Here is a 20,927-nt window from a genome sequence, read left to right on the forward strand (position 1 = left end):
TTTAAATTCATTTAATTAACTATTTGTTTTTACTTTCGCGGTTGCTGAAGTGAACAAAAGTTCTATCTTGCCACAATGTAAATGGTTTTATCACCTTAAGCCTTGTTAATGTTTTCACGGGGATTTCCCCCAATCTTTGCTAAGTATCTTGGTCAGATGCGGCGTGTTGCACCATGACAGTTTATGTCGGCAGTTGCCCGGCAGGGCTTTACTGGTATTTTGCCTGGTTTGTAAATAAACTTTAATAATAAAAACAATATAATAGATTGAATCTTCAAGGGGTGAAACACCCGGTCGCCACAGGGGTTTATCCCCGCTAGTCATGGTTTTGGCGGGCTGTTCAGAGGGCTTGTGGTGGGGTTGTCGGGTAAAGATGGCACCGTTTTGGCTGGAAAGTTTTTCGTTACCTTGTGGAGGTGTTTTTAGCTAAAAATGAAAAATCACATAATAAAATATAATGCATAGATGTGATTAAATTTATAAATATCAAATAAAATCAATAAATTGATTATGTAGTTAATAAAAAATATAAATATAAAAAACTGATAACTAATACTTTTATTGGATTAAATTAATTTTGTTATTAAACGAGTAAAAAAATATAATAATGGCAAAATCACGCCAATTCCTAGCACACATTTATTAATTCGTCAATAAGGTGTTTTGTCGAGTGTGCCGCTCACCTCAAAAACCGCTTAAATCCAAGGGTTTGATTGATTTGGGTCAAAGTCTGGTGGTATAAAATGATGTCGAATTTTGACAGGTGAAATCATTCAAGTCGCTGATATTTAATGTTTTGTTAGCGAAATGAATAGAGTTAGCTTTGAAATGTAACGCAAAATTCTAATAAATGTGATTCGCGTCACAAAAAGATAGCAAAAACCTAATTTATGAGGTTAGCGTTGTCGAAATGCAGTTCGGGAATCATTTGGATGGTTTATCTGATGAATCTACATCGGATAGAAATTTACTAACGCTATCCTACTCTTCATCCTGTCGTTTTAATGGGGATTAAAACGGGTAGATGGAACACCATGTAAGGAGTCACAAATGATAATTGAAGAGGTTGTTGAGCTATCGCGCTTTCAGTTTGCGCTGACAGCCATGTATCACTTCTTGTTTGTTCCCCTCACTCTGGGCATGACCTTTTTGCTGGCTATTATGGAGTCACTGTATGTGATGACCAATAAGCAAGTGTATAAGGACATGACCAAGTTTTGGGGTAAGTTGTTCGGTATCAACTTTGCACTTGGGGTGGCCACGGGCCTGACCATGGAGTTCCAGTTCGGGACTAACTGGTCTTACTATTCCCACTATGTAGGGGATATCTTCGGGGCACCTCTGGCCATTGAAGGCCTGATGGCATTCTTCCTTGAATCAACATTCGTCGGGATGTTCTTCTTTGGTTGGGATCGCATGTCCAAACGCCAGCATCTGGCGGCAACCTGGTTGGTGGCTTTAGGGACCAACTTGTCAGCCCTGTGGATTTTGGTGGCCAACGGTTGGATGCAGAACCCAGTGGGTTCCGTGTTTAACTATGAAACCATGCGTATGGAAATGACCAGCTTTGCAGAGGTGATCTTCAACCCTGTTGCGCAGGTGAAATTTGTTCATACTGTGGCATCCGGTTATGTGGCAGGTTCCATGTTCGTACTGGCCATCAGTGCTTACTACATCCTCAAAAAACGTGATTTGCCTTTTGCCCGCCGTTCATTTGCCGTTGCTGCCAGCTTCGGTATGGCCTCCATTTTGTCAGTGATTGTACTGGGTGACGAATCCGGTTATCGCATGGGTGAAGTGCAGCGCGTGAAACTGGCTGCGGTTGAAGCGGAATGGCACACTGAGCCGGCACCAGCTTCCTTTACCGCGTTTGGTTATCCCAACCAGGAAACCATGGAAACCGACTTCGCCATCAAAATCCCATATGCCATGGGGATTATCGCTACCCGTTCTCTGAGCGATCAGGTAACCGGTATCCATGATTTGATTGCTGACCATGAAGTTCGTATCCGTAACGGCATGAAGGCTTATGCGCTGCTTGAAAAACTGCGTGCCGCCAAAAAAGATCCGAGCGTGGTGGTTACCGATGCTGAAAGAGCCGCATTTGAAGAGATGAAAGTGGATTTGGGCTATGGCCTGCTGCTGAAACCTTATACTGCCAAGATTGTGGACGCCACCGATGAGATGGTTGCCGCTGCCGCGAAGGATTCCATTCCTAACGTAGCACCGCTGTTCTATACCTTCCGCATCATGGTGGGTCTGGGCTTCTTCATGCTGTTGGTGTTTGCCGCTGCGTTCTGGCAGAGCACACGCCACAAGGTTGAAGAAAAACCCTGGGTGCTCAAAACTGCACTGTACAGCTTGCCATTGCCATGGATTGCCATTGAATGTGGTTGGTTTGTGGCAGAGTATGGCCGTCAGCCTTGGACCATCTCTGAAGTGCTGCCCACTTACATGTCTGCATCATCCTTGAGTGCTGGTGATCTGTGGTTCAGTATCATTACTGCTACCCTGATTTACACCGTGTTGCTGGTAATCGAGTTGTTCTTGATGATCAAGTTTGCACGTCGTGGCCCCAGCAGTCTGAAGACAGGCCGTTATCACTTCGAAAAATTGGAAGCCTGAGCAGAGGGATTAGACCATGTTTGATTACGAAATATTAAGATTTGTCTGGTGGGCGCTGGTTGGCGTACTGCTGATTGGCTTCGCGGTAACAGACGGCTTTGATATGGGGGTTGGTGCCTTGCTTCCTTTTGTGGGCAAGGATGACACCGAGCGCCGTGTGATGATTAACACCGTTGCCCCCCACTGGGATGGCAACCAGGTATGGTTGATCACTGCCGGTGGCGCGCTGTTTGCCTCTTGGCCAACTGTTTACGCGGTATCTTTCTCCGGCTTTTATGTGGCCATGTTCTTGGTGCTGGCAGCCTTGTGGTTGCGTCCGGTAGGTTTTGACTACCGCTCCAAGATCGCCAATCCAAAATGGCGTAAAACCTGGGACTGGTGCCTGTTTATCGGTGGCTTCATTCCGCCACTGGTGATTGGTGTTGCCTTTGGTAACCTGCTGCAGGGCGTGCCGTTCCAGTTTGACGAATACCTGCGTCCATACTACGGCACAGAAGACAGCAACTGGTTGTTGAACCTCATCTACCTGTTGAACCCTTATGGCCTGCTGGCCGGGCTTATCAGTGTGGCCATGTTCATGAACCAGGGCGCTTGCTGGTTGCAGATGAAGACCGAAGGTGAACTGCACCACCGTGTTGCCGGTGCCGCTCAGTTACTGTCTCTGGTGATTGTGGTGCTGTTTGCCGCCGCGGGTGTTTGGCTGGCATATGGTATTGACGGTTATGTGGTGAAATCCGTACTGGATACCCACGCAGCCTCAGACCCGACAACCAAGCAAGTTGCGGTTGAAGCCGGTGCCTGGTTGACCAACTACAGCGAATATCCTCTGACCATCATCTTCCCGGTACTGGGTCTGGTATCACCATTATTGGTGGTGATCACTAGCCGTATGGGACGTTCTGGTCTGGCATTCCTGTTCAGCTCACTGACCATTGCCGGTGTGATCCTGACCTGTGGTGTTTCCATGTTCCCATTTGTGATGCCATCATCACTGGATCCAAATGTGAGCCTGACCATGTGGGATGCGACAGCAAGCCATCTGACACTGTTCGTGATGACTTGGGTTGCCATCATCTTGGTACCTATTGTACTGGGCTACACCCTGTACACTTACTTCAAGATGTATGGCCGTATCGGTCGCCAGCACATTGAAACCAACAGTACATCACTTTACTAAGGAGCTGCAGTTATGTGGTATTTCACTTGGGTACTCGGTCTGCTGCTGGCTTGTGCCTTCGGTATTATCAATGCTCTCTGGTTGGAAAACACAGAAAACATGGATAGGGAAGAAGCTGACAAATAAACAGCAGATTACCCGCTAAAAAACGCCCCTGGTGCCTTTGTGCTCAGGGGCGTTTTGTTTGTGCATGGTGGTGACTGGGCAATGCTTTTCCGTCCTGTTGCCACCATGCCCTGTTATCTGTATGCCTGATGCGCATCAGGACTTTTGCATGAGAATGTAAATGCAGATAAAGGCAAAGGCGATGCAACGCAAGGGGCCTTTTTACCGCAAAATCCATCCGGCATCAGCAGCCCTGCATATCCTGTATTCATAAAAAAATTCTATTAATATCCAAGAGTTGATTTCTAAAATTCATATCAATTGCAATCTTTTTTAAAGATTTAAAATCAAAGTTTAAATCTGTTTTTGTAATGTGATGAAACAAGCAAAAAAGATATCGCTTATTAAATCTGTGATCACATATTCAATGATGCTGATAAATGGTGGTCTGACCTTAAAAAATTGATACAAGTCAAAGTTTTATGACAGTCATAATGGCAGGGTAGACGCGGAAGTTATAAGAAACACAAAAATTGATGCGGTATCAAGTCGCTATGGAGTGAGTAAATGAAAAAGAATATTCTGTCAGGATTGATGGTTGCTGCACTGTTTTCTGCCACTGCGCCAGTTATGGCTCACCAGGCTGGTGATATTATCGTTCGCGCGGGGGCGGTGATGGTAGCACCTAATGAGTCCAGTCCTGTGGTTGCTAATGTTGCTGAATTTGGGGTTGATAACAACACGCAGCTGGGGCTGAACTTTGGCTATATGCTGACTGACAACGTGGGTGTTGAATTGCTGGCGGCTACACCATTTAGCCATGATGTATCGTTGGGAGACCTGGGTAAGATTGCCGAAACCAAACAGCTGCCACCTACGCTGGTTGCCCAGTATTATTTTGGTAATGCCAACTCCAAAGTGCGTCCTTACGTAGGTGCCGGTGTTAACTACACCAACTTCTTTGATAATGACTTCACCAACGATCTGGATGGGGCCTTAACCGATTTGAGCTTGAGTAACTCTTGGGGATGGGCAGCTCAAGCGGGGATTGATTATCAGGTTGATAAAAACTGGTTGGTGAATGCCTCTGTTTGGTATGCCCAGATCAGCACAGATGTGAAATTCAACATGGGTGGTGCCAAACAGGTTGTTGAAACCGACATTGACCCATGGGTTTACATGATTAGCGTGGGTTACAAGTTCTAACCGCTGCATTCATGCAATAAAAAAGGTGCCATGGGCACCTTTTTTATTGCATGAATGCAGCCATCAGTGTTTCTTGTTTTGCCAGTGACGGGTGTTGTAAATGTATTCGGGCAACATCCTTATCAGCCAGGCCACCAGGCGCCAGCGTTTGGTGACATACACCCGGCGTTTGCCTTTGATAATGGCGCTGACCACTTGCCGCGCCACTTCATCCACCGGCGATAACCACAAACGGCTGCGTTGCAGTGCGGCTTTATCCAGCAGCCCCAGTTGGATGTCGGTAATGGTTATCGGCAATTTCAGCCGCTGTGCGTGCATGGACAAGCCTTCCAGATAATTCTGGGCAAATGCCTTGGCGGCATGAAAGGCCACGCTGGGGCCGCCACGTTGCCCGGCAATGGAGTTAATCACCGCTATCTGCCCAATGCCTTGGGTACGGAACAAACGAAAAGCGGTATTACACACGGCCGCAAAGCCCCTGACATCCACGTCAATAATCTCCTGCTCCAGTGTCCAGGGCAGGTCGGGATGATAGGAGTTAAGGCCCGTGTTAATCAGCACCAGCCGTACATCGCCCATCTCTTGCCAGACGCTTTCCAACTGGGCGATGAGCCGTTGGGGCGTTTCAATGGTCAAGTCATAAACGTGAGCCGGTGTGGGCAAGGTGGCGGCAAATTCGCTGATGGTATTCGCATCGTGTGCCAGAAGAGCCAATTCGATGCCCTGGGCAGACAACTGCTTGGCAATCTCTTTACTTAACATGGAACTGGCGCCCACGATGATGGCGGAGGTACGGGTCATAGTGCGGCTCTGCTGAGAAAATCGGGCTTTATAATAGGATGATAGCCCGGCCTTCTCAAGATTTAGCTGTTGGATGTGTGGACATCTAGAAGTCTTTATGTATGATTCTATCTATCCGTCTGTAGTGTAACGCGCGTCATCAGCGTGGCGCTGTACATGCAGACAACGTGGTTCATGGGAGAATTGCTATGCTCCAATTAACAGAAAGGGACGGATAATGCCTGTAAAAATCCCTGATAATTTACCGGCCACGGATATTCTGGAATCCGAGAATATTTTCGTGATGTCGGAAAGCCGGGCTGCCATGCAGGATATCCGGCCTATCCGGGTGCTGATCCTGAATCTGATGCCCAATAAAATCGAAACCGAAACCCAGTTGTTGCGGTTGCTGAGTAACACGCCGTTGCAGGTGGATATTGAGTTATTGCGCATCCATGACAAGGCGTCCAAACACACACCGATGGATCATCTCAACACCTTCTATCGGGACTTTGACGAAGTGAAAGGGCGTAATTTTGACGGACTTATCATTACCGGTGCTCCGTTAGGGCAGCTGGATTTTGAAGAGGTCACGTATTGGGAACACATCAAGGAAATCATTGACTGGTCCCAGACCCATGTCACGTCAGTACTGTTTTTGTGCTGGGCGGCCCATGCGGGATTGTTTCATCTGTACGGCCTCAAGCGGCAGTTGCTGGAGGTGAAATGTTCCGGGGTATTTGAACATCGGCGCATCAATGCCCATGTGCCTTTGCTCCGGGGCTTTGATGATGTGTTCTATGCTCCCCATTCCCGTTATGCACAGATGGATGTGGCAGAGATAAAAGCGCATCCCCAGTTGTCGGTGTTGGCCGAATCGGCACAGGCCGGGGCATATCTGGTGATCAGTCATGATCATCGGAACCTGTTTGTAACCGGTCACCCGGAATACCGTAAGGGCACCTTGCGGGATGAGTATTTGCGGGATGTGGCTGCCGGGATCAACCCGCCGGTGCCGCAAAATTATTTCTATAATGACGACCCGGACGAAGAACCCGTTGCCCGCTGGTTTGGTCACGGCAATTTACTGATAAGCAACTGGCTTAACTATTACGTGTACCAGTTGACGCCCTATGATTTGGACGATATCAGTGCCATTACCCCCTGGGAGCGCGCCAATGGTGGCTAATGCTGCCGCGTTATCTGCTGTTTGACAGTGGGCCACTTAACCGTGGCCCTTGTTTTGTGTGCGGCGCATTGCCGCGCAAGGCGAGGGTAATCATGGCAAAACGGCCACCGCCCCGCTGTTATCCCCCCTTTTTTATCATCAGTCGCTTGTGCCTTAATCCGCGCTTTGTACCCCCTTAATTACTTCATCATGCGCTAAAGTTAGACTAACGGCTAGTTGCTTTACGTTAGCGTAAACGTAATTCTTGTGATCAATATCAAACTTGGCCATTTTGCGGTTGAGCCAGGATTTATCACTAGCAGAGGGGGCGAAAATGGGCGTGACTATCACGGACGATGTGGTAATCGTTGCGGCGCGGCGAACACCAATGGGGGGATTTTTGGGGAGCCTGGCGCCGGTGGCCGGGCCACAGCTGGCTGCCACGGTGATTCGGGAGCTGTTACACAGCACAGCGTTACCTGCCGGAGAGGTGTCAGAAGTCCTGCTGGGGTGCGTGTTGCCTGCTGGGGTCGGGCAGGCTCCCGCGCGTCAGGCGGCTTTGGGTGCCGGGCTGTCGCTTGCCACCGGTGCTACCACACTGAACAAAGTTTGCGGCTCCGGCATGAAAGCCGTGATGTTGGCTCATGACATGATCCGCGCTGAAACCGCTCAGGTGGTGATTGCCGGAGGCATGGAAAGCATGAGCCGGGCACCGTATTTGCTTGACAAAGCCCGCGCCGGGCAGCGGATGGGGCATGGCCGTTTGGTGGATCACATGCTGACCGATGGCCTGGAAGATGCCTACACCGGTGGTTCCATGGGAAGCTTTGCCCAGCAAACCGCCGATGAGTTCGGGCTGAGCCGCCGGGATATGGATGCCTGGGCTTTGACCTCACTGGAACGTGCCAAGGCCGCCATCAGCTCGGGTGCATTCGTGAATGAAATCGTACCGGTGACCGTCAGTGAGCGCCGAGGCGAGTATCTGATGGAGACCGATGAGCAACCGGGCAATGCCAAACCGGAAAAAATCCCCACCTTAAGGCCTGCCTTTACCAAAGACGGCACCATTACCGCGGCCAATTCCAGTTCCATTTCTGATGGCGCCGCGGCGTTGATGCTGATGACCCGCGCCCGTGCCCAAGCGCTGCAATTGCCCGTATTGGCCACCATCAAGGCCCACAGCAGCCATGCCCAGGCTCCGGCAGAATTCACTACGGCTCCCATCGGGGCGGTCAATAAATTGCTGCAAAAACTGCAATGGTCGGTGAGCGATGTGGATCTGTTTGAAATCAACGAAGCATTTGCCATGGTCACCATGCTGGCCATCAGCGAAATGGGGCTGGACCCTGCCAAAGTGAACGTGAATGGCGGCGCCTGCGCCCTTGGCCATCCCATCGGTTGCTCCGGTGCCCGCATTGTGGTCACGCTCATTCATGCCTTGCAGCAACGAGGTCTCAAACGCGGCATTGCCACACTGTGTATCGGTGGCGGTGAAGCAACAGCTATTGCCGTAGAAGTCTGAAACGGCTGTCACAACAGGATCCCAATTTTATGACAACTCAAGTAAAGCATTTTATTGCCGGTGAATTTACCACCGGAAACGGCAGCCGTTGCATCAGCGTGACCAATCCGGCGGATAACCAGCCAATAGCGCAGGTGAATTGCGCCACAGCCGCAGAAATCGAACAGGCCATCAGCAATGCGGCCGACGCGTTTAAAAGCTGGCGCCAGGTTGCCGTGCCGGAGCGGGCGCGGTTAATGCTGCGTTATCAGCATTTGCTCAAGGCCCATCATGATGAGCTGGCTACCATTCTGGCCAAAGAAACCGGTAAAACCTTTGCCGATGCCAAAGGCGATGTCTGGCGCGGCATCGAGGTGGTGGAACATGCCTGCAACATTCCGTCACTGCTGATGGGGGAAACCGTGGAAAACGTCGCTCGCGGCATCGACACCTACAGCATGATCCAGCCCTTGGGGGTGTGTACCGGCATCACCCCGTTCAACTTCCCGGCCATGATCCCGTTGTGGATGTTCCCGTTGGCCATCGCTTGCGGTAACACCTTTATCCTCAAGCCTTCCGAGCAGGACCCGATGACCGCGCAGCGACTGGCAGAGCTGTTTGATGAAGCCGGTGCCCCCAAGGGCGTGTTGCAGTTGCTGCACGGCGATCGGGACGTGGTGGACACCCTGCTGTGTCATCCGCAAATCAAGGCCATCTCGTTTGTGGGCTCCGTTGCCGTAGGGCGTCACGTGTACCAGACGGGGACCGAGCACATGAAACGGGTACAGGCGTTTGCCGGCGCCAAAAACCACAGCGTGATTATGCCAGATGCCAACAAGCAGCAGGTTATTAACCAGTTGGTGGGGGCTTCTGTGGGCGCTGCCGGCCAACGCTGCATGGCCATTTCGGTGGCGGTTTTTGTGGGGGATACCAAACACTGGATACCGGAGCTGCGTGATGCCATGGCCAGCGTGCGTCCCGGCTTATGGGATGACCCCGATGCCGGCTTCGGGCCCTTGATAAGCCCTCAGGCAAAACAGCGGGTGCTCGGGCTGATTGCCCAAGGCAAACAGGAAGGGGCGCAGTGTTTGCTCGACGGCTCAGATGCCAGCGTGCCGGGCCATGAGGCCGGTAACTGGGTGGGGCCAACCTTATTCACGGGGGTGACCGAAGAGATGACCCTCTACAAAGAGGAGATTTTCGGCCCGGTGCTTATCTGCATGGAAGCCGAGTCCCTGGAAGAGGCCATCGCCCTCATCAACCGCAATCCTTATGGCAATGGCACATCACTGTTTACCGGCAGCGGCGCCGTGGCCCGCAAGTTCCAGCATGAAATCGAAGTGGGGCAGGTGGGCATTAACATTCCCATTCCCGTCCCCTTGCCGTTTTTCTCTTTCACCGGCTGGAAAGGGAGTTTCTATGGGGATCAGCACGCCTATGGCAAGCAGGCGGTGCGGTTTTATACCGAAACCAAAACCATCACCAGCCGTTGGTTTGAGGATGACATGTCCCATTCTGGCCCCAATATGACCATCAACCTCAAATAAGCGCCGGATAGCAACAAGGCAACGGTGCGCCGTTGCCGTGTGTTGGATGTGTTGAGATAACCGCGGGAAACCGCGGTCAGGAGTAACCGATGAATTTTAATCTGAATGAAGAACAGCGCCAGTTTGTGGAAATGGCCAGCCAGTTTGCCGCTGATGAACTGGCACCCAATGCTGCCCGCTGGGATGCGGAGCATTATTTCCCGAAAGAGGTTATCCAGCGTGCCGGCGAACTGGGCCTGTGTGGCTTGTATGCCGCAGAAGACTGTGGCGGCCTTGGATTGTCACGGCTGGACGCCGCGCTGATTTTTGAACAGTTGGCCAAGGGCTGCACCACTACCACCGCCATGATCACCATCCATAACATGGCCACCTGGATGCTGTGCAAATGGGGCGGTGATGGGCTTAAAAACGATTGGGCAGAAGCCCTGACCTCAGGTCAGAAACTGGCATCATACTGCCTGACCGAACCGGGTGCTGGCAGTGATGCGGCATCCCTTACCACCCGTGCCAAACGGGAAGGCGACGAGTATGTGATCACCGGTAACAAATGCTTCATTTCCGGTGCGGGCGCCACCGAGCTGCTGATTGTGATGGCCCGTAGCGGCGATGCCGGCCCCAAGGGCATTTCTGCGTTTGCCGTGCCTGCGGACAGCGCGGGGATCAGCTACGGCAAGGCCGAGGACAAACTGGGCTGGAATGCACAGCCTACCCGGCAGATTAGTTTTGACAAGGTCCGCATTCCTGCCAGTTATCGCCTGGGCGAAGAGGGCCAGGGTTTCAGCATGGCCATGAAAGGGCTTGATGGCGGACGCATCAACATTGCCGCCTGCTCGGTGGGCACCGCGGCGGCCGCCATGGCGCAGGCGCTCACTTACATGCATGAGCGGCAGCAGTTTGGCAAACCGTTGGCGGCATTTCAGGCGTTGCAGTTCAAATTGGCAGACATGGCAACCGAGCTTGTGGCCGCAAGGCAGATGATGTATCTGGCCGCCGCCAAACTGGATGAGCAATCACCGGAAGCCACCACCTATTGCGCCATGGCAAAACGCTTTGCCACCGATGCGGGCTTTGCCATTTGCGACAGCGCACTGCAAGTTCACGGTGGTTACGGCTACATTCGTGAGTACCCGCTGGAGCGCCATTTCCGTGATGTGCGGGTGCACCAAATCCTGGAAGGCACCAATGAAATCATGCGGTTGATTATCGCCCGGCGCCTGCTGGAACAACACAGCCATCAATCCCTGTAACCGGAGAGCTTATGTTACCGTCAATTGTCAAAATTGAAGGCCACTGCGCCATCATCACCATCAATAACCCTCCGGCCAACACCTGGACCGTGGCCAGTTTGCAGCAGTTGCAGGATTGTGTTTTGCAGCTGAATGCCATGCCTGAGGTGCGCGCGCTGGTGCTGACCGGTGCCGGCGACAAGTTTTTTTCTGCCGGGGCGGATCTCAAGCAGTTTGCCAATGGCGATAAAGGGCATGGGGCCACCGTGGCGGCCGCTTTTGGTGCTGCATTTGAGGCACTGAGTCATTTTCGCGGCGTGTCCATTGCCGCCATTAACGGCTATGCCATGGGCGGCGGCCTGGAAGTGGCTCTGGCCTGTGATATCCGCATTGCCGAAGAGCAGGCGCAACTGGCGCTGCCGGAAGCCAGCGTGGGGTTGCTGCCCTGCGCCGGAGGCACCCAGAATCTTACCGCGCTGGTGGGGGAAGGCTGGGCCACGCGGATGATCCTCTGCGGAGAGCGGCTCACTGCCGCCAAGGCGCTCGCCATCGGGCTGGTGGAAGAGGTGGTTGCCAGCGGCAGTGCCCTGTCTCACGCCTTGGCATTGGCTGAAAAGGTCACCAAGCAAAGCCCCGCCAGCGTGACGGCCTGCAAGCGGTTGATTCAGGCCGGGCGCAGCATGCCGCGCACGCAGGCATTACCCTTGGAGCGGGAGTGGTTTGTGGCGTTGTTTGACACAGAAGATCAGCAAGAGGGCGTAAATGCCTTTTTGGAAAAACGTCCGGCTAATTGGCGCAACGTCTAAGGAGAACTGCCGTGGAACAGGTGCTGTTTAATACGCTGGAAACCGCCAGTGGCAAGCAGATTGGCGTTGCCACGCTCAATGCACAAAAGTCGCTCAATGCCTTGAATTTGCCGATGGTTCGCGCCCTGACCAAACAATTGCAGCGCTGGCAACAAGATGGGCACATTGCGGCCATCATGCTCGAGGGCTGCGGCGATAAAGCCTTTTGCGCCGGTGGCGACGTGCGGGCGCTGTATCAGGCGCAGCAGCAAAACCCCGGGGGCTTTACGCCTGAAGCCAGGGTTTTCTTTGAGGAGGAGTACCGGCTGGATTATCTGCTGCACACCTTTGGCAAGCCGGTGTTGTTGTGGGGTGACGGCATTGTGATGGGCGGCGGGCTGGGGCTGATGATGGGCGCCAGTCACCGGATAGTCACCGAGCGCTCCCGCATTGCCATGCCAGAGGTCACCATCGGGTTGTATCCGGATGTGGGGGGCAGTTATTTTCTTGGCCGCCTGCCGGGCAAAATGGGGCTGTTTCTTGGCCTTACCGCCTATAATCTCAATGGGGCCGATGCCCGCTATTGCGGCTTTGCCAACCATTTTCTGGGGTCGGCCGACAAAGCGCGACTGCTGGATGCCATGACCATACTGAATTGGGGTGATAACCACACCCTGAACCACCAGAAACTGCACGATGCCCTGACCATGCTTGAGGCCAACAGCAGCGAGCATCCCGGGCATAGCCAGCTGAAATCCCATCAGTCATTGATAGATGAGCTGATGTCGGGCGAGTTGGCGCAAATCCTCGAAAAAATGCAGGGGCTCAGCAGTGAGCATTCCTGGCTGCTCAAAACCCGGGACACCATGCTCAATGGCAGCCCCCTTAGTTGGGCACTGGCTTGGGAGCAAGCCAGTCTTGGCCGCTCGCTGTCACTGGCGGACTGTTTTCGCATGGAGCTTGGCTGGAGCCTTAACTGCTGCGCCTTCGGTGATTTTTGTGAGGGGGTGAGGGCATTGCTGGTGGACAAGGACCGCTCGCCCCAATGGCGTTATGGCAAAGGCAGTGTGCCACCGCAAGAAGCCGTGAATGCCCTGCTGGCCGACCCGTTCCCCGAGGAGCATCCCCTGGCGGATCTTTAACCGAATCAAATTTACACAGGAGCGTGCAATATGAGCACTGTAGCGTTTATTGGACTGGGCAACATGGGCTTGCCAATGGCGGTTAACCTGTTGCACAAAGGGTTTCATGTCAGGGCGTTTGATCTGGTGCCAGAGGCGGTAGCCGCACTGGAAGCCAAAGGGGCGGTTGCCTGTCGCAGCGCCATTGATGCGGCCACCGGCGCCGATGTGGTGGTGTCCATGTTGCCGTCCGGCAAACACAGCCGGGCGTTATATCTGGGCGATTCAGACACCACCGGGTTGCTGCAAACCGTGTCGGAAGACACTTTGCTGATTGATTGCTCCACCATTGATGCGGCCACGGCCAAAGAGGTGTCGTTGGCTGCTGAAGCCAAAGGGTTCGACTTCGTGGATGCACCGGTTTCCGGCGGCACCGCCGGCGCGGCGGCCGGCACTTTGACGTTTATCTGTGGCGGCAATGTGGCAGCCGTTGAACGCGCGAAAATCGTGTTAAATGCCATGGGCAGCACGATTTTTCATGCCGGTGGCCCGGGTTGTGGTCAAACGGCGAAAATCTGCAACAACATGCTGCTGTCCATATTGATGGCGGGCACCAGTGAAGCCTTGAGTCTGGGAATTGATAACGGTTTGGATCCCGCAGTGCTGTCGGATATCATGAAAGCCAGCAGTGGCGCCAACTGGGCACTGGATAAATACAACCCCTGCCCGGGGGTGATGGTCAGTGTGCCGTCATCCAACGGCTACCAGGGTGGTTTTATGGTGGATCTCATGGTAAAAGACCTCGGTTTGAGCCAGGAGACCGCCCAGAAAAGCCGTTCCAGCATTCCCATGGGGGCATTGGCACAGGCGTTGTTCGTCTCTCATGGCCGCAAAGGCAACGGGCGCCGGGATTTTTCCAGCATTTTCGAACTGTTCAGCAACAAGCAAACATAATCACAAGGAAAACTTGATGGAGATTAAAGATAAGGTGGTGGCAATCACCGGCGGTGCCGGTGGCCTTGGGTTCGCAATGGCACAGCAACTGGCCGCTGCCGGTGCCAGGCTGGCACTTATCGATTTGGATCAGCAGAAGCTGGAACAGGCCTGTGCCATGTTGGGCGAAGCCGAGGTGCAAGGGTATGCGGTAGACATCACCGATGAAGAGGACGTGATGGCCACTTTCCGTTTCATACTGGAAGATTTCGGGCAGCTTAACGTACTGGTTAACAGCGCCGGCATCTTGCTGGATGGCATGTTGTTGAAAGCCAAAGACGGGCAGGTAACCGAACGGATGTCGCTGGCACAATTCCAGGCGGTGATTAACGTTAATCTCAGCGGCAGTTTTTTGTGTGGACGGGAAGCCGCCGCAGCCATGATTGAATCGGCGCAGCCGGGACTGATTATCAACATCTCCAGCCTGGCTCGTCATGGCAACATCGGGCAGAGTAACTACTCGGCGTCCAAAGCCGGCGTGGCTGCCATGGCCGTCGGCTGGGCCAGAGAGCTGGCCCGCCACCAAATTCGTGCGGTGGCCATTGCCCCTGGGGTGATTGCCACTGACATGACCGCCACCATGAAGCCTGAAGCCATGGCCCGCTTGGAAAAGGCCATTCCCGTGGGCCGCTTGGGGCAAGCCGATGAAGTGGCCGCCACGGTGAAATTCGTCATTGAAAATGATTACATCAATGGCCGGGTGATTGAAGTGGATGGCGGCTTGAACCTGTAAGTCACGCCACTTGCGGCGTCGGCGCTTGTCTTGGCGCCATGTGCCCAGTGACTGCAAAAATCCCGAATAACCTCCCCAGACCATTATCTCAGGTCAGCGGAGGTGTCGGGATTTTTCATTGTTCCGGCACCATTCCGGCACCGTCTGTTGCCAAAAACCGCAAGCCTGAATTGACATGCCGCCTGTTAGATTGAACAATTCGCGCTTATTGTGGCAATCTACTTAGGGGTTAGGCAGCGTGATGCACTGGCTGGAAACAGGAATGAAACGCTTTATGCTGGTGCTGGGATGCTTAGGGATCATGGTGATATACGGTGGTTTCTTTTACCTGTTGCTGAGTGGGCGCTCTGTTGCGCCAATCCGCTGGTACTATCTATTGTCCCCCTGGTTGTGTATCTTTTTCGGGTTGTCAAAGCTGCAGCAACAACAGGTGCTGCACTGGTTTTTGCGAAAATTCAAAAGCAAGTAATCATGCCGCGGCCAGCGGATGCCATTTGTTGAGGGACAGTAGATGATGCGCGTGGGGCTAGGGGTAAAAATTGCGGTACTGACGGCGCTGCTGTGGCTAAGTGGCTGCGAGCGTCAGTCTGACACCGCCAGCCACAGCAATGCGCCCAAAGTGACCACTGCCGCCTTTGGTGCATGGGTTTCTCCCTTAAGCGCTGAAGATGTCTTTGCCCAAAGCGTGCATCTTGGCCAGTTGCAACGGGTGGACGGGGCGCTGTATTTCAGTGAGTCAACACCGCAGCAGCAAGGCCAGTGGGCCATTAACAAGCTGGATGATCACAATCAGGTCTCCCAGGTGGTGGCCGCAGGTTTCGGACTGGGCAGCCGGGTGCATGAATACGGCGGAGGAGCCTATCTGGCCATTGGCAACAGCGTGTTTGCCACCCGCAAAGCGGATCAGTTGTTTTATCGCATTGCCCCCAATCAGGACGCCGTTGCCCTCACGCCTGCCGGCACGCGCCATGCCGACTGCATCTCTTATCCCAAAGGCTCGCGCATTATCTGTGTACGGGAAGATCATCGCGTGAGCGGTGAACCCAAGGCGAGCCTGGTTACCATCAATTTGAATGTGGCCGGTGAGGGCGACACCTTTGTTGATGGGCATGACTTTTTCAGCTCGCCCACCATTAATGCCGACAATAGCCAGCTGGCCTGGATTGCCTGGGATCATCCCAACATGCCTTGGGATAACACGCAGCTGTGGGTGGGCGATCTTAACCGTAAAGGGCAAATCAGCAATATCCGGCAGATTGCCAGCGAGCGCCAAGGCGCGGTAATGCAGCCACTGTACGCCCCGGACGGGCAGTTGTATTTCATTGCCGATTACGACAATTGGTGGAACCTGTACCGGGTACGACCTGACGGCAGCATTGAGCAGGTAACCCGGCTGGAAGGGGAGATTGGCGCTCCTGCATGGCGTTTGGGGCAACATGCCTACGCCTTTGAAAATGCGCACAGTGTGATTTTCAGTTGGCGCCATAACGGCAAGGTACAGCTGTGGCGCCAGGATGTGAACACCGGTATCAGCGAAACCCTAGCGGCGGATTTTGCCCGGGTCGGCCAGGTGATAAGTGCCGATAACGGCGTGTATTTCGTTGGCGCCAAAACCACGCCGGAGCAGGGCATTTACCGGGTTTATGGCCGCGGCGCCGAACTGGTGTATGCGCCGCCCATTAAAGGGCTGGAGCCGGAGTATATTTCCCAGCCCCAGGCGCTGAGCTTCAATAACGGCCATGGCGTGCAGATCCACGGCTATTTTTATGGGCCGAAAAACCCCCTGTACGTACCACCAAAGCACAGTCTGCCACCGCTTATCATGCTGTTGCATGGCGGCCCGAGTGCCGAAGCCAGCAGTGCCTACAATCGGGAGATCCAATTCTGGACCAGCAGGGGGTTTGCAGTATTTAACCTCAATTATCGGGGCAGCTCCGGGTATGGCCGCGCCTATCGCCAATGTTTGTATGGTCAGTGGGGCATTGCCGAGGTAGACGATGCGCTCGGTGCCGCCCGTTATCTGGTGCAATCCGGCTGGGTGGACCCGGAGCGGCTGCTTATCCGGGGCAGCAGTGCCGGAGGGTTTAGCGTGTTGTCTGCCCTGGCGTTTCACGATATGTTTAAAGCCGGAACCAGTTATTATGGCATCAGCGATGTGACCTCCCTGATGCAGCAAACCCATAAATTTGAATCCCGTTATCTGGAACAGTTGATTGGTCCGTACCCGGATGCTGCGGCGCAATATGGTGAGCGCTCGCCACTGTACCATCTTCAAGGGCTGAATGAACCGTTACTGTTGCTGCAGGGCCTGGCTGACAAGGTGGTGGCACCGGCACAATCGGAGAAAATTTACCAGGCACTCAAACGCAAAGGCGTGCCTACCGCCTTGCTGAGCTTCGCCGGAGAGGGGCATGGATTTCAGCAGCTGGGCAATCAGGTGATGGCACTGCAGTCGGAGCTGGCCTTTTATGCAAAAGTGCTGGGCTTCACTCCGGCAGGCCCGTTGCCGCCGTTGGCGCTGGAAAATGCCGGTGCATTACCCGTGATGGCGGCAAAGCCCGTATCCCCTTAGTGATGGCAAGCGCTTTTGCCAGACAGTCCGTCAATAATGGGGCAGTCCGGCGAGTCGCCGCCATGGCATTGAGCCACCAGTTCGCTTAATTCATGATGCAATGCCGCAAGGCTTGCCATGCGCTGCTCCAGCGCTTTCAGGTGTTCGCTGGCCAGGCGTTTCACATCACTGGCACAGCGCTTGGGATTATGCTTGAGCTGCAGCAAGTCCTTGCACTCTTCAATGCTGAACCCCAGCTCGCGGCAATGTTGCACAAACTGCAGCGATGCCAGTTGCCCGTGAGTGTATTCCCGGTAACCATTAGCCCCCCGCTCTGCCTGCACCAGCCCGATATCGTGATAATAACGGATGCTTTTAATGCTGAGTCCGGTCATTTTGGCCACTTCGCCTATTTTCATGAGCTGCTCCCGTGATCCATCGCTGAAGTTTGATGCTTGTCTGGCAAGCCGCGCTTGACTCTCCAGTAACAGGAGACTTTACCCTGTCTTCCATCAGGATGCCACCGCCAGGTGTGCCATCGGTATCGGGGAAATTTTATGGCCATTTATCAATTTCATATCCAAAACATGCAGTGCGCCGGCTGTGCCCGCAAAATTCAGGGGTTGTTTGCCGCCACGCCGGGTGTGGCGTGCAAAACAGACGTACCCAGCAAAACCTTGACGCTGAATGTGGATAGCGGCGCGTCGCTTGCCAAGGCCCAGGCCGTGAGCCAGTTACAACAGGCCGGTTATCAGGTGGCTGACGCTCCTGCCCGCTGGCATGCCTTTAATGTGGCGGACATGAACTGCGGCCACTGCGAAGCCAAGATCCGCCGGGCGCTCAATGAACGGGGGGTTGATACGCAAAATGACGGGGCGATAGTGGTGGCGCTGGCCGAGAAAAAGGTCTCGGTTTTAAGTGCCATGGATGATGCAGGCTTGCTTGAGATTATCCGTGACGCGGGCTTTAGTCCAGCGCTGTGGACCCAGGAGGAAAACGCCATTTGCCCAAAAGCTGATGGAGCCTCAGTGGTCGCTGCGGCTCCTTCATCATGCCATATTCCCACCCCGGCAACAGAGATAAGTGAAGCCGCAGGCAGTACGGCACCGATGTCTCCATCTGCGCCGCTATTGCTGTTTGTCCCGGATATGAGCTGCGCCAGCTGCGTGGCAAAAATTGAGAAGGCCTTTGCTAAGGCCGGAGCGGATGCGCGGGTCAATCTGGCCGACAAGCAGGTGAGCGTTGCCGGAAAGATGGCGGTTGGCAAGGCTCAGCAGCTGCTTGCAGCGGCGGGTTTTCACGGTGAGGTGGTGGACAATGCCGCTCATGCCATGGCGGATAAGGCCACCCATGACAAACGGGAATACCGCACCCGTATCATCCAGTCTGTGGTGACGCTGGCCGTGGGCGTCCCGTTGATGGTTTGGGGTATGGCCGGCGGTGACATGACAGTGCACAGCGATGGCTCACGCTGGGGCTGGGGATTGGTGGCCTTGTTGTGTTTGCTGCTGCTGGTAAGTTGCGGTGGCCATTTTTACCGGGGCATGTGGCGCGCCTTGAAAGCCAAAAGCGCCAACATGGATACCCTTATCGCCTTGGGCACCGGGTGTGCCTGGCTTTATTCTTCCGCGGTGGTGCTGTTTCCCCAGTGGTTTCCGGCCGGTACTCGTCATGTTTATTTTGAAGCCAGCGTGATGATTATCGGCCTGATTAACTTAGGACATGCCCTGGAGCTGCGGGCCCGGGGCAAAACCAGTGAAGCGGTGCAGCAGTTAATCGGCCTGCAAGCCAGCAGTGCCTGGAAAGTGACCGATAACGGCGATGAACAGGTGCCCATTCACACCCTGCAAACCGGTGATGTGCTGCGCTTACGCCCAGGGGATAAAGTGGCGCTGGATGGCGAGGTAACAAGCGGTGAGTCATTGCTGGATGAGTCCATGCTCACCGGCGAGCCCATGCCGGTGAATAAACAAGCCGGGGGGCGTGTCAGCGCCGGTACCATCAATGGTGACGGCAGCCTGACTTACCGGGTGACCGCCGGAGCGAAAGACACTCGCCTGGCAAAAATCATTGCGTTGGTACAAGAAGCGCAAACCTCCAAAATGCCCATTGGGCGGCTGACGGATAAAATTGCCGGGGTGTTTGTGCCTGTGGTGGTGGTGATTGCCCTGGTGGCCGCCATTATCTGGTATGTGGCCGGGCCGGCGCCTCAGTTGTCCCATGCACTGGTGGTGCTGACCAGTGTACTGATCATTGCCTGTCCCTGCGCTTTGGGGCTGGCAACGCCCATGTCCATCATGGTGGCAGTGGGGCGAGCGGCCCGCATGGGGGTGTTGATTAAAAACGGTGAAGCGTTGCAAACCGCCAGCAAAGTGAGTTGCGTGGTGCTGGATAAAACCGGCACGGTTACCGAGGGCAAACCGCAGCTGGTGGCCATTGAGCCATTTGATGCATCCGTGGATGAAACGGCCTTACTGACTGCCGTGGCTTCACTGGAGCGGCAATCCGGGCATCCGTTGGCCCAGGCCTTCATGGCGGCAGCAGCCCAGCGCAGCATCGGACTGAAAACCCCTGAAGCCTTTGAGTATCGCCGCGGGCAAGGCATTATCGGCCGCGTGGATGGCCAGCAATGGCACATCGGCAATCAGCAACTGATGGCAACATTGGCAGGTGTTGAGCCCTCAAGGCTGTCATCCGTGCTGGATGGCGCCGCGCGCCTTGGGCAAACACCAGTACTGGCCGCCTGCAACGGTAAGCTGGTGGCCATGCTGGCCATTAGCGATCCGGTGCGGGCAGGTGCCAAAGCCGCATTGGCCGCCTTGCAACAGCAGGGGAAAAAGCTGGTGTTGCTCTCGGGGGACAATCAACAAACCGCGAGGGCCGTGGCCCGGCAGTTGGGTATCAGCCAGGTGATTGCCGACGTGTTGCCGGATGAAAAACAGGCGTGGATTAAAAAACTGCAACAGCAAGGTGAAGTGGTGGCCATGGTGGGCGACGGCATTAATGATGCCCCGGCACTGGCGGCGGCAGATGTGGGGGTGGCAATGGGCAGCGGTACGGACGTGGCCATAGAAAGCGCGGATTTAACGCTGCTAAGCCCCCGATTGGAAAATCTGGCCCAGGCATTTGCCTTGTCCAGGGCCACCTTGCAGAACATCAAGCAGAATCTCTTTGGCGCCTTTGTTTATAACAGCTGCGGCATTCCGCTGGCCGCCGGCGTGTTATACCCGGTGTTCGGCGTATTGCTAAGCCCGGTGATTGCCGGTGCCGCCATGGCCTTGTCCTCATTAACCGTGGTCAGTAACGCCAACCGGCTGCGCCATCAAAAGCTGTAATTGGTGCCTTTTCCGCCCGCGGCGTTGTCGTGATGGGCGGGGAAGCCGGGGCAAGTGTCATGGCGGTGTGGTTG

The 20,927-nt window shown here is 54.3% G+C and carries 17 protein-coding genes and 1 pseudogene; 16 read left to right on the forward strand and 2 right to left on the reverse strand.

The window, feature by feature from the left end; all coding sequences use genetic code 11:
- The first annotated feature begins 1,050 nt into the window (after positions 1 to 1,050).
- The 4 genes from ACIDEJ_RS07125 to ompW all read left to right on the forward strand — a co-directional run bounded on the left by ACIDEJ_RS07125 (position 1,051) and on the right by ompW (position 5,113).
- Positions 1,051 to 2,625 carry a cytochrome ubiquinol oxidase subunit I gene (locus ACIDEJ_RS07125; RefSeq protein ID WP_411987396.1) on the forward strand — a complete coding sequence of 525 codons (1,575 nt, stop codon included), beginning with the start codon at positions 1,051 to 1,053 and terminating at the stop codon, positions 2,623 to 2,625.
- A 16-nt stretch (positions 2,626 to 2,641) separates the two neighbouring features.
- Positions 2,642 to 3,802, forward strand: coding sequence for a cytochrome d ubiquinol oxidase subunit II (cydB, locus tag ACIDEJ_RS07130; protein ID WP_411987397.1), 1,161 nt, complete (start codon positions 2,642 to 2,644; stop codon positions 3,800 to 3,802).
- 12 nt (positions 3,803 to 3,814) lie between these two features.
- Positions 3,815 to 3,928: a cytochrome bd-I oxidase subunit CydX gene (gene cydX / locus ACIDEJ_RS07135; protein ID WP_411987398.1), complete on the forward strand. Its 114-nt coding sequence runs from the start codon at positions 3,815 to 3,817 to the stop codon at positions 3,926 to 3,928.
- Positions 3,929 to 4,474: 546 nt separating this feature from the next.
- Positions 4,475 to 5,113 carry an outer membrane protein OmpW gene (gene ompW / locus ACIDEJ_RS07140; protein WP_411987399.1) on the forward strand — a complete coding sequence of 213 codons (639 nt, stop codon included), beginning with the start codon at positions 4,475 to 4,477 and terminating at the stop codon, positions 5,111 to 5,113.
- 63 nt (positions 5,114 to 5,176) lie between these two features.
- Here the strand turns inward: ompW and ACIDEJ_RS07145 are convergent, their stop codons facing one another.
- A complete protein-coding gene (locus ACIDEJ_RS07145; RefSeq protein ID WP_411987400.1) occupies positions 5,177 to 5,914 on the reverse strand; it encodes an SDR family NAD(P)-dependent oxidoreductase in 738 nt (245 codons plus the stop codon).
- 217 nt (positions 5,915 to 6,131) lie between these two features.
- On the opposite strand from ACIDEJ_RS07145, the gene metA reads away from it, so the two are divergent.
- The 10 genes from metA to ACIDEJ_RS07195 all read left to right on the forward strand — a co-directional run bounded on the left by metA (position 6,132) and on the right by ACIDEJ_RS07195 (position 17,539).
- Positions 6,132 to 7,082, forward strand: coding sequence for a homoserine O-succinyltransferase MetA (metA, locus tag ACIDEJ_RS07150; protein ID WP_411987401.1), 951 nt, complete (start codon positions 6,132 to 6,134; stop codon positions 7,080 to 7,082).
- Between the two features lie 313 nt (positions 7,083 to 7,395).
- The gene (locus ACIDEJ_RS07155) at positions 7,396 to 8,583 is read left to right on the forward strand and encodes a thiolase family protein (RefSeq protein WP_411987402.1); all 1,188 of its coding nucleotides are present in this window, start codon (positions 7,396 to 7,398) and stop codon (positions 8,581 to 8,583) included.
- A 29-nt stretch (positions 8,584 to 8,612) separates the two neighbouring features.
- The gene (locus tag ACIDEJ_RS07160; protein ID WP_411987403.1) at positions 8,613 to 10,109 is read left to right on the forward strand and encodes a CoA-acylating methylmalonate-semialdehyde dehydrogenase; all 1,497 of its coding nucleotides are present in this window, start codon (positions 8,613 to 8,615) and stop codon (positions 10,107 to 10,109) included.
- Between the two features lie 89 nt (positions 10,110 to 10,198).
- A complete protein-coding gene (locus tag ACIDEJ_RS07165) occupies positions 10,199 to 11,356 on the forward strand; it encodes an acyl-CoA dehydrogenase family protein (protein WP_411987404.1) in 1,158 nt (385 codons plus the stop codon).
- A gap of 11 nt (positions 11,357 to 11,367) precedes the next feature.
- Positions 11,368 to 12,141, forward strand: coding sequence for an enoyl-CoA hydratase (locus ACIDEJ_RS07170; RefSeq protein WP_411987405.1), 774 nt, complete (start codon positions 11,368 to 11,370; stop codon positions 12,139 to 12,141).
- A gap of 11 nt (positions 12,142 to 12,152) precedes the next feature.
- Positions 12,153 to 13,262 (forward strand): enoyl-CoA hydratase/isomerase family protein, encoded by a 1,110-nt coding sequence (locus tag ACIDEJ_RS07175; RefSeq protein ID WP_411987406.1) that lies wholly within the window; start codon positions 12,153 to 12,155, stop codon positions 13,260 to 13,262.
- Between the two features lie 30 nt (positions 13,263 to 13,292).
- On the forward strand, positions 13,293 to 14,195 hold the full coding sequence (gene mmsB / locus ACIDEJ_RS07180) for a 3-hydroxyisobutyrate dehydrogenase (RefSeq protein ID WP_411987407.1): 903 nt from the start codon (positions 13,293 to 13,295) through the stop codon (positions 14,193 to 14,195).
- 16 nt (positions 14,196 to 14,211) lie between these two features.
- Entirely contained in the window at positions 14,212 to 14,967 is a 756-nt protein-coding gene (locus ACIDEJ_RS07185) for an SDR family oxidoreductase (protein ID WP_411987408.1), read from the forward strand.
- 262 nt (positions 14,968 to 15,229) lie between these two features.
- Positions 15,230 to 15,436, forward strand: coding sequence for a hypothetical protein (locus ACIDEJ_RS07190; protein ID WP_411987409.1), 207 nt, complete (start codon positions 15,230 to 15,232; stop codon positions 15,434 to 15,436).
- A gap of 45 nt (positions 15,437 to 15,481) precedes the next feature.
- Positions 15,482 to 17,539, forward strand: coding sequence for a S9 family peptidase (locus ACIDEJ_RS07195; protein WP_411987470.1), 2,058 nt, complete (start codon positions 15,482 to 15,484; stop codon positions 17,537 to 17,539).
- On the opposite strand, the gene cueR is transcribed toward ACIDEJ_RS07195, so the two are convergent.
- Positions 17,536 to 17,937 (reverse strand): Cu(I)-responsive transcriptional regulator, encoded by a 402-nt coding sequence (cueR, locus tag ACIDEJ_RS07200; protein ID WP_411987410.1) that lies wholly within the window; start codon positions 17,935 to 17,937, stop codon positions 17,536 to 17,538. The genes ACIDEJ_RS07195 and cueR overlap by 4 nt on opposite strands.
- 138 nt (positions 17,938 to 18,075) lie before the next feature.
- Between cueR and ACIDEJ_RS07205 the strand changes: the two are divergent.
- Both ACIDEJ_RS07205 and ACIDEJ_RS07210 read left to right on the forward strand, forming a co-directional pair.
- A pseudogene (locus ACIDEJ_RS07205) lies at positions 18,076 to 18,474 on the forward strand (heavy-metal-associated domain-containing protein); the annotation flags it as partial.
- A 153-nt stretch (positions 18,475 to 18,627) separates the two neighbouring features.
- Entirely contained in the window at positions 18,628 to 20,853 is a 2,226-nt protein-coding gene (locus ACIDEJ_RS07210) for a heavy metal translocating P-type ATPase (RefSeq protein ID WP_411987471.1), read from the forward strand.
- Positions 20,854 to 20,927 lie beyond the last annotated feature (74 nt).

Source organism: Shewanella mytili (assembly GCF_046765975.1).
In the GTDB taxonomy this organism is placed as follows: Bacteria; Pseudomonadota; Gammaproteobacteria; order Enterobacterales; family Shewanellaceae; genus Shewanella; species Shewanella mytili.

Coding starts and splice junctions, on each gene's coding strand:
- ACIDEJ_RS07125 (WP_411987396.1), top strand. CDS start 1,051: ATGATAATTGAAGAGGTTGTTGAGCTATCGCGCTTTCAGTTTGCGCTG.
- cydB (WP_411987397.1), top strand. CDS start 2,642: ATGTTTGATTACGAAATATTAAGATTTGTCTGGTGGGCGCTGGTTGGC.
- cydX (WP_411987398.1), top strand. CDS start 3,815: ATGTGGTATTTCACTTGGGTACTCGGTCTGCTGCTGGCTTGTGCCTTC.
- ompW (WP_411987399.1), top strand. CDS start 4,475: ATGAAAAAGAATATTCTGTCAGGATTGATGGTTGCTGCACTGTTTTCT.
- ACIDEJ_RS07145 (WP_411987400.1), bottom strand. CDS start 5,914: ATGACCCGTACCTCCGCCATCATCGTGGGCGCCAGTTCCATGTTAAGT.
- metA (WP_411987401.1), top strand. CDS start 6,132: ATGCCTGTAAAAATCCCTGATAATTTACCGGCCACGGATATTCTGGAA.
- ACIDEJ_RS07155 (WP_411987402.1), top strand. CDS start 7,396: ATGGGCGTGACTATCACGGACGATGTGGTAATCGTTGCGGCGCGGCGA.
- ACIDEJ_RS07160 (WP_411987403.1), top strand. CDS start 8,613: ATGACAACTCAAGTAAAGCATTTTATTGCCGGTGAATTTACCACCGGA.
- ACIDEJ_RS07165 (WP_411987404.1), top strand. CDS start 10,199: ATGAATTTTAATCTGAATGAAGAACAGCGCCAGTTTGTGGAAATGGCC.
- ACIDEJ_RS07170 (WP_411987405.1), top strand. CDS start 11,368: ATGTTACCGTCAATTGTCAAAATTGAAGGCCACTGCGCCATCATCACC.
- mmsB (WP_411987407.1), top strand. CDS start 13,293: ATGAGCACTGTAGCGTTTATTGGACTGGGCAACATGGGCTTGCCAATG.
- ACIDEJ_RS07185 (WP_411987408.1), top strand. CDS start 14,212: ATGGAGATTAAAGATAAGGTGGTGGCAATCACCGGCGGTGCCGGTGGC.
- ACIDEJ_RS07190 (WP_411987409.1), top strand. CDS start 15,230: ATGAAACGCTTTATGCTGGTGCTGGGATGCTTAGGGATCATGGTGATA.
- ACIDEJ_RS07195 (WP_411987470.1), top strand. CDS start 15,482: ATGCGCGTGGGGCTAGGGGTAAAAATTGCGGTACTGACGGCGCTGCTG.
- cueR (WP_411987410.1), bottom strand. CDS start 17,937: ATGAAAATAGGCGAAGTGGCCAAAATGACCGGACTCAGCATTAAAAGC.
- ACIDEJ_RS07210 (WP_411987471.1), top strand. CDS start 18,628: ATGTCTCCATCTGCGCCGCTATTGCTGTTTGTCCCGGATATGAGCTGC.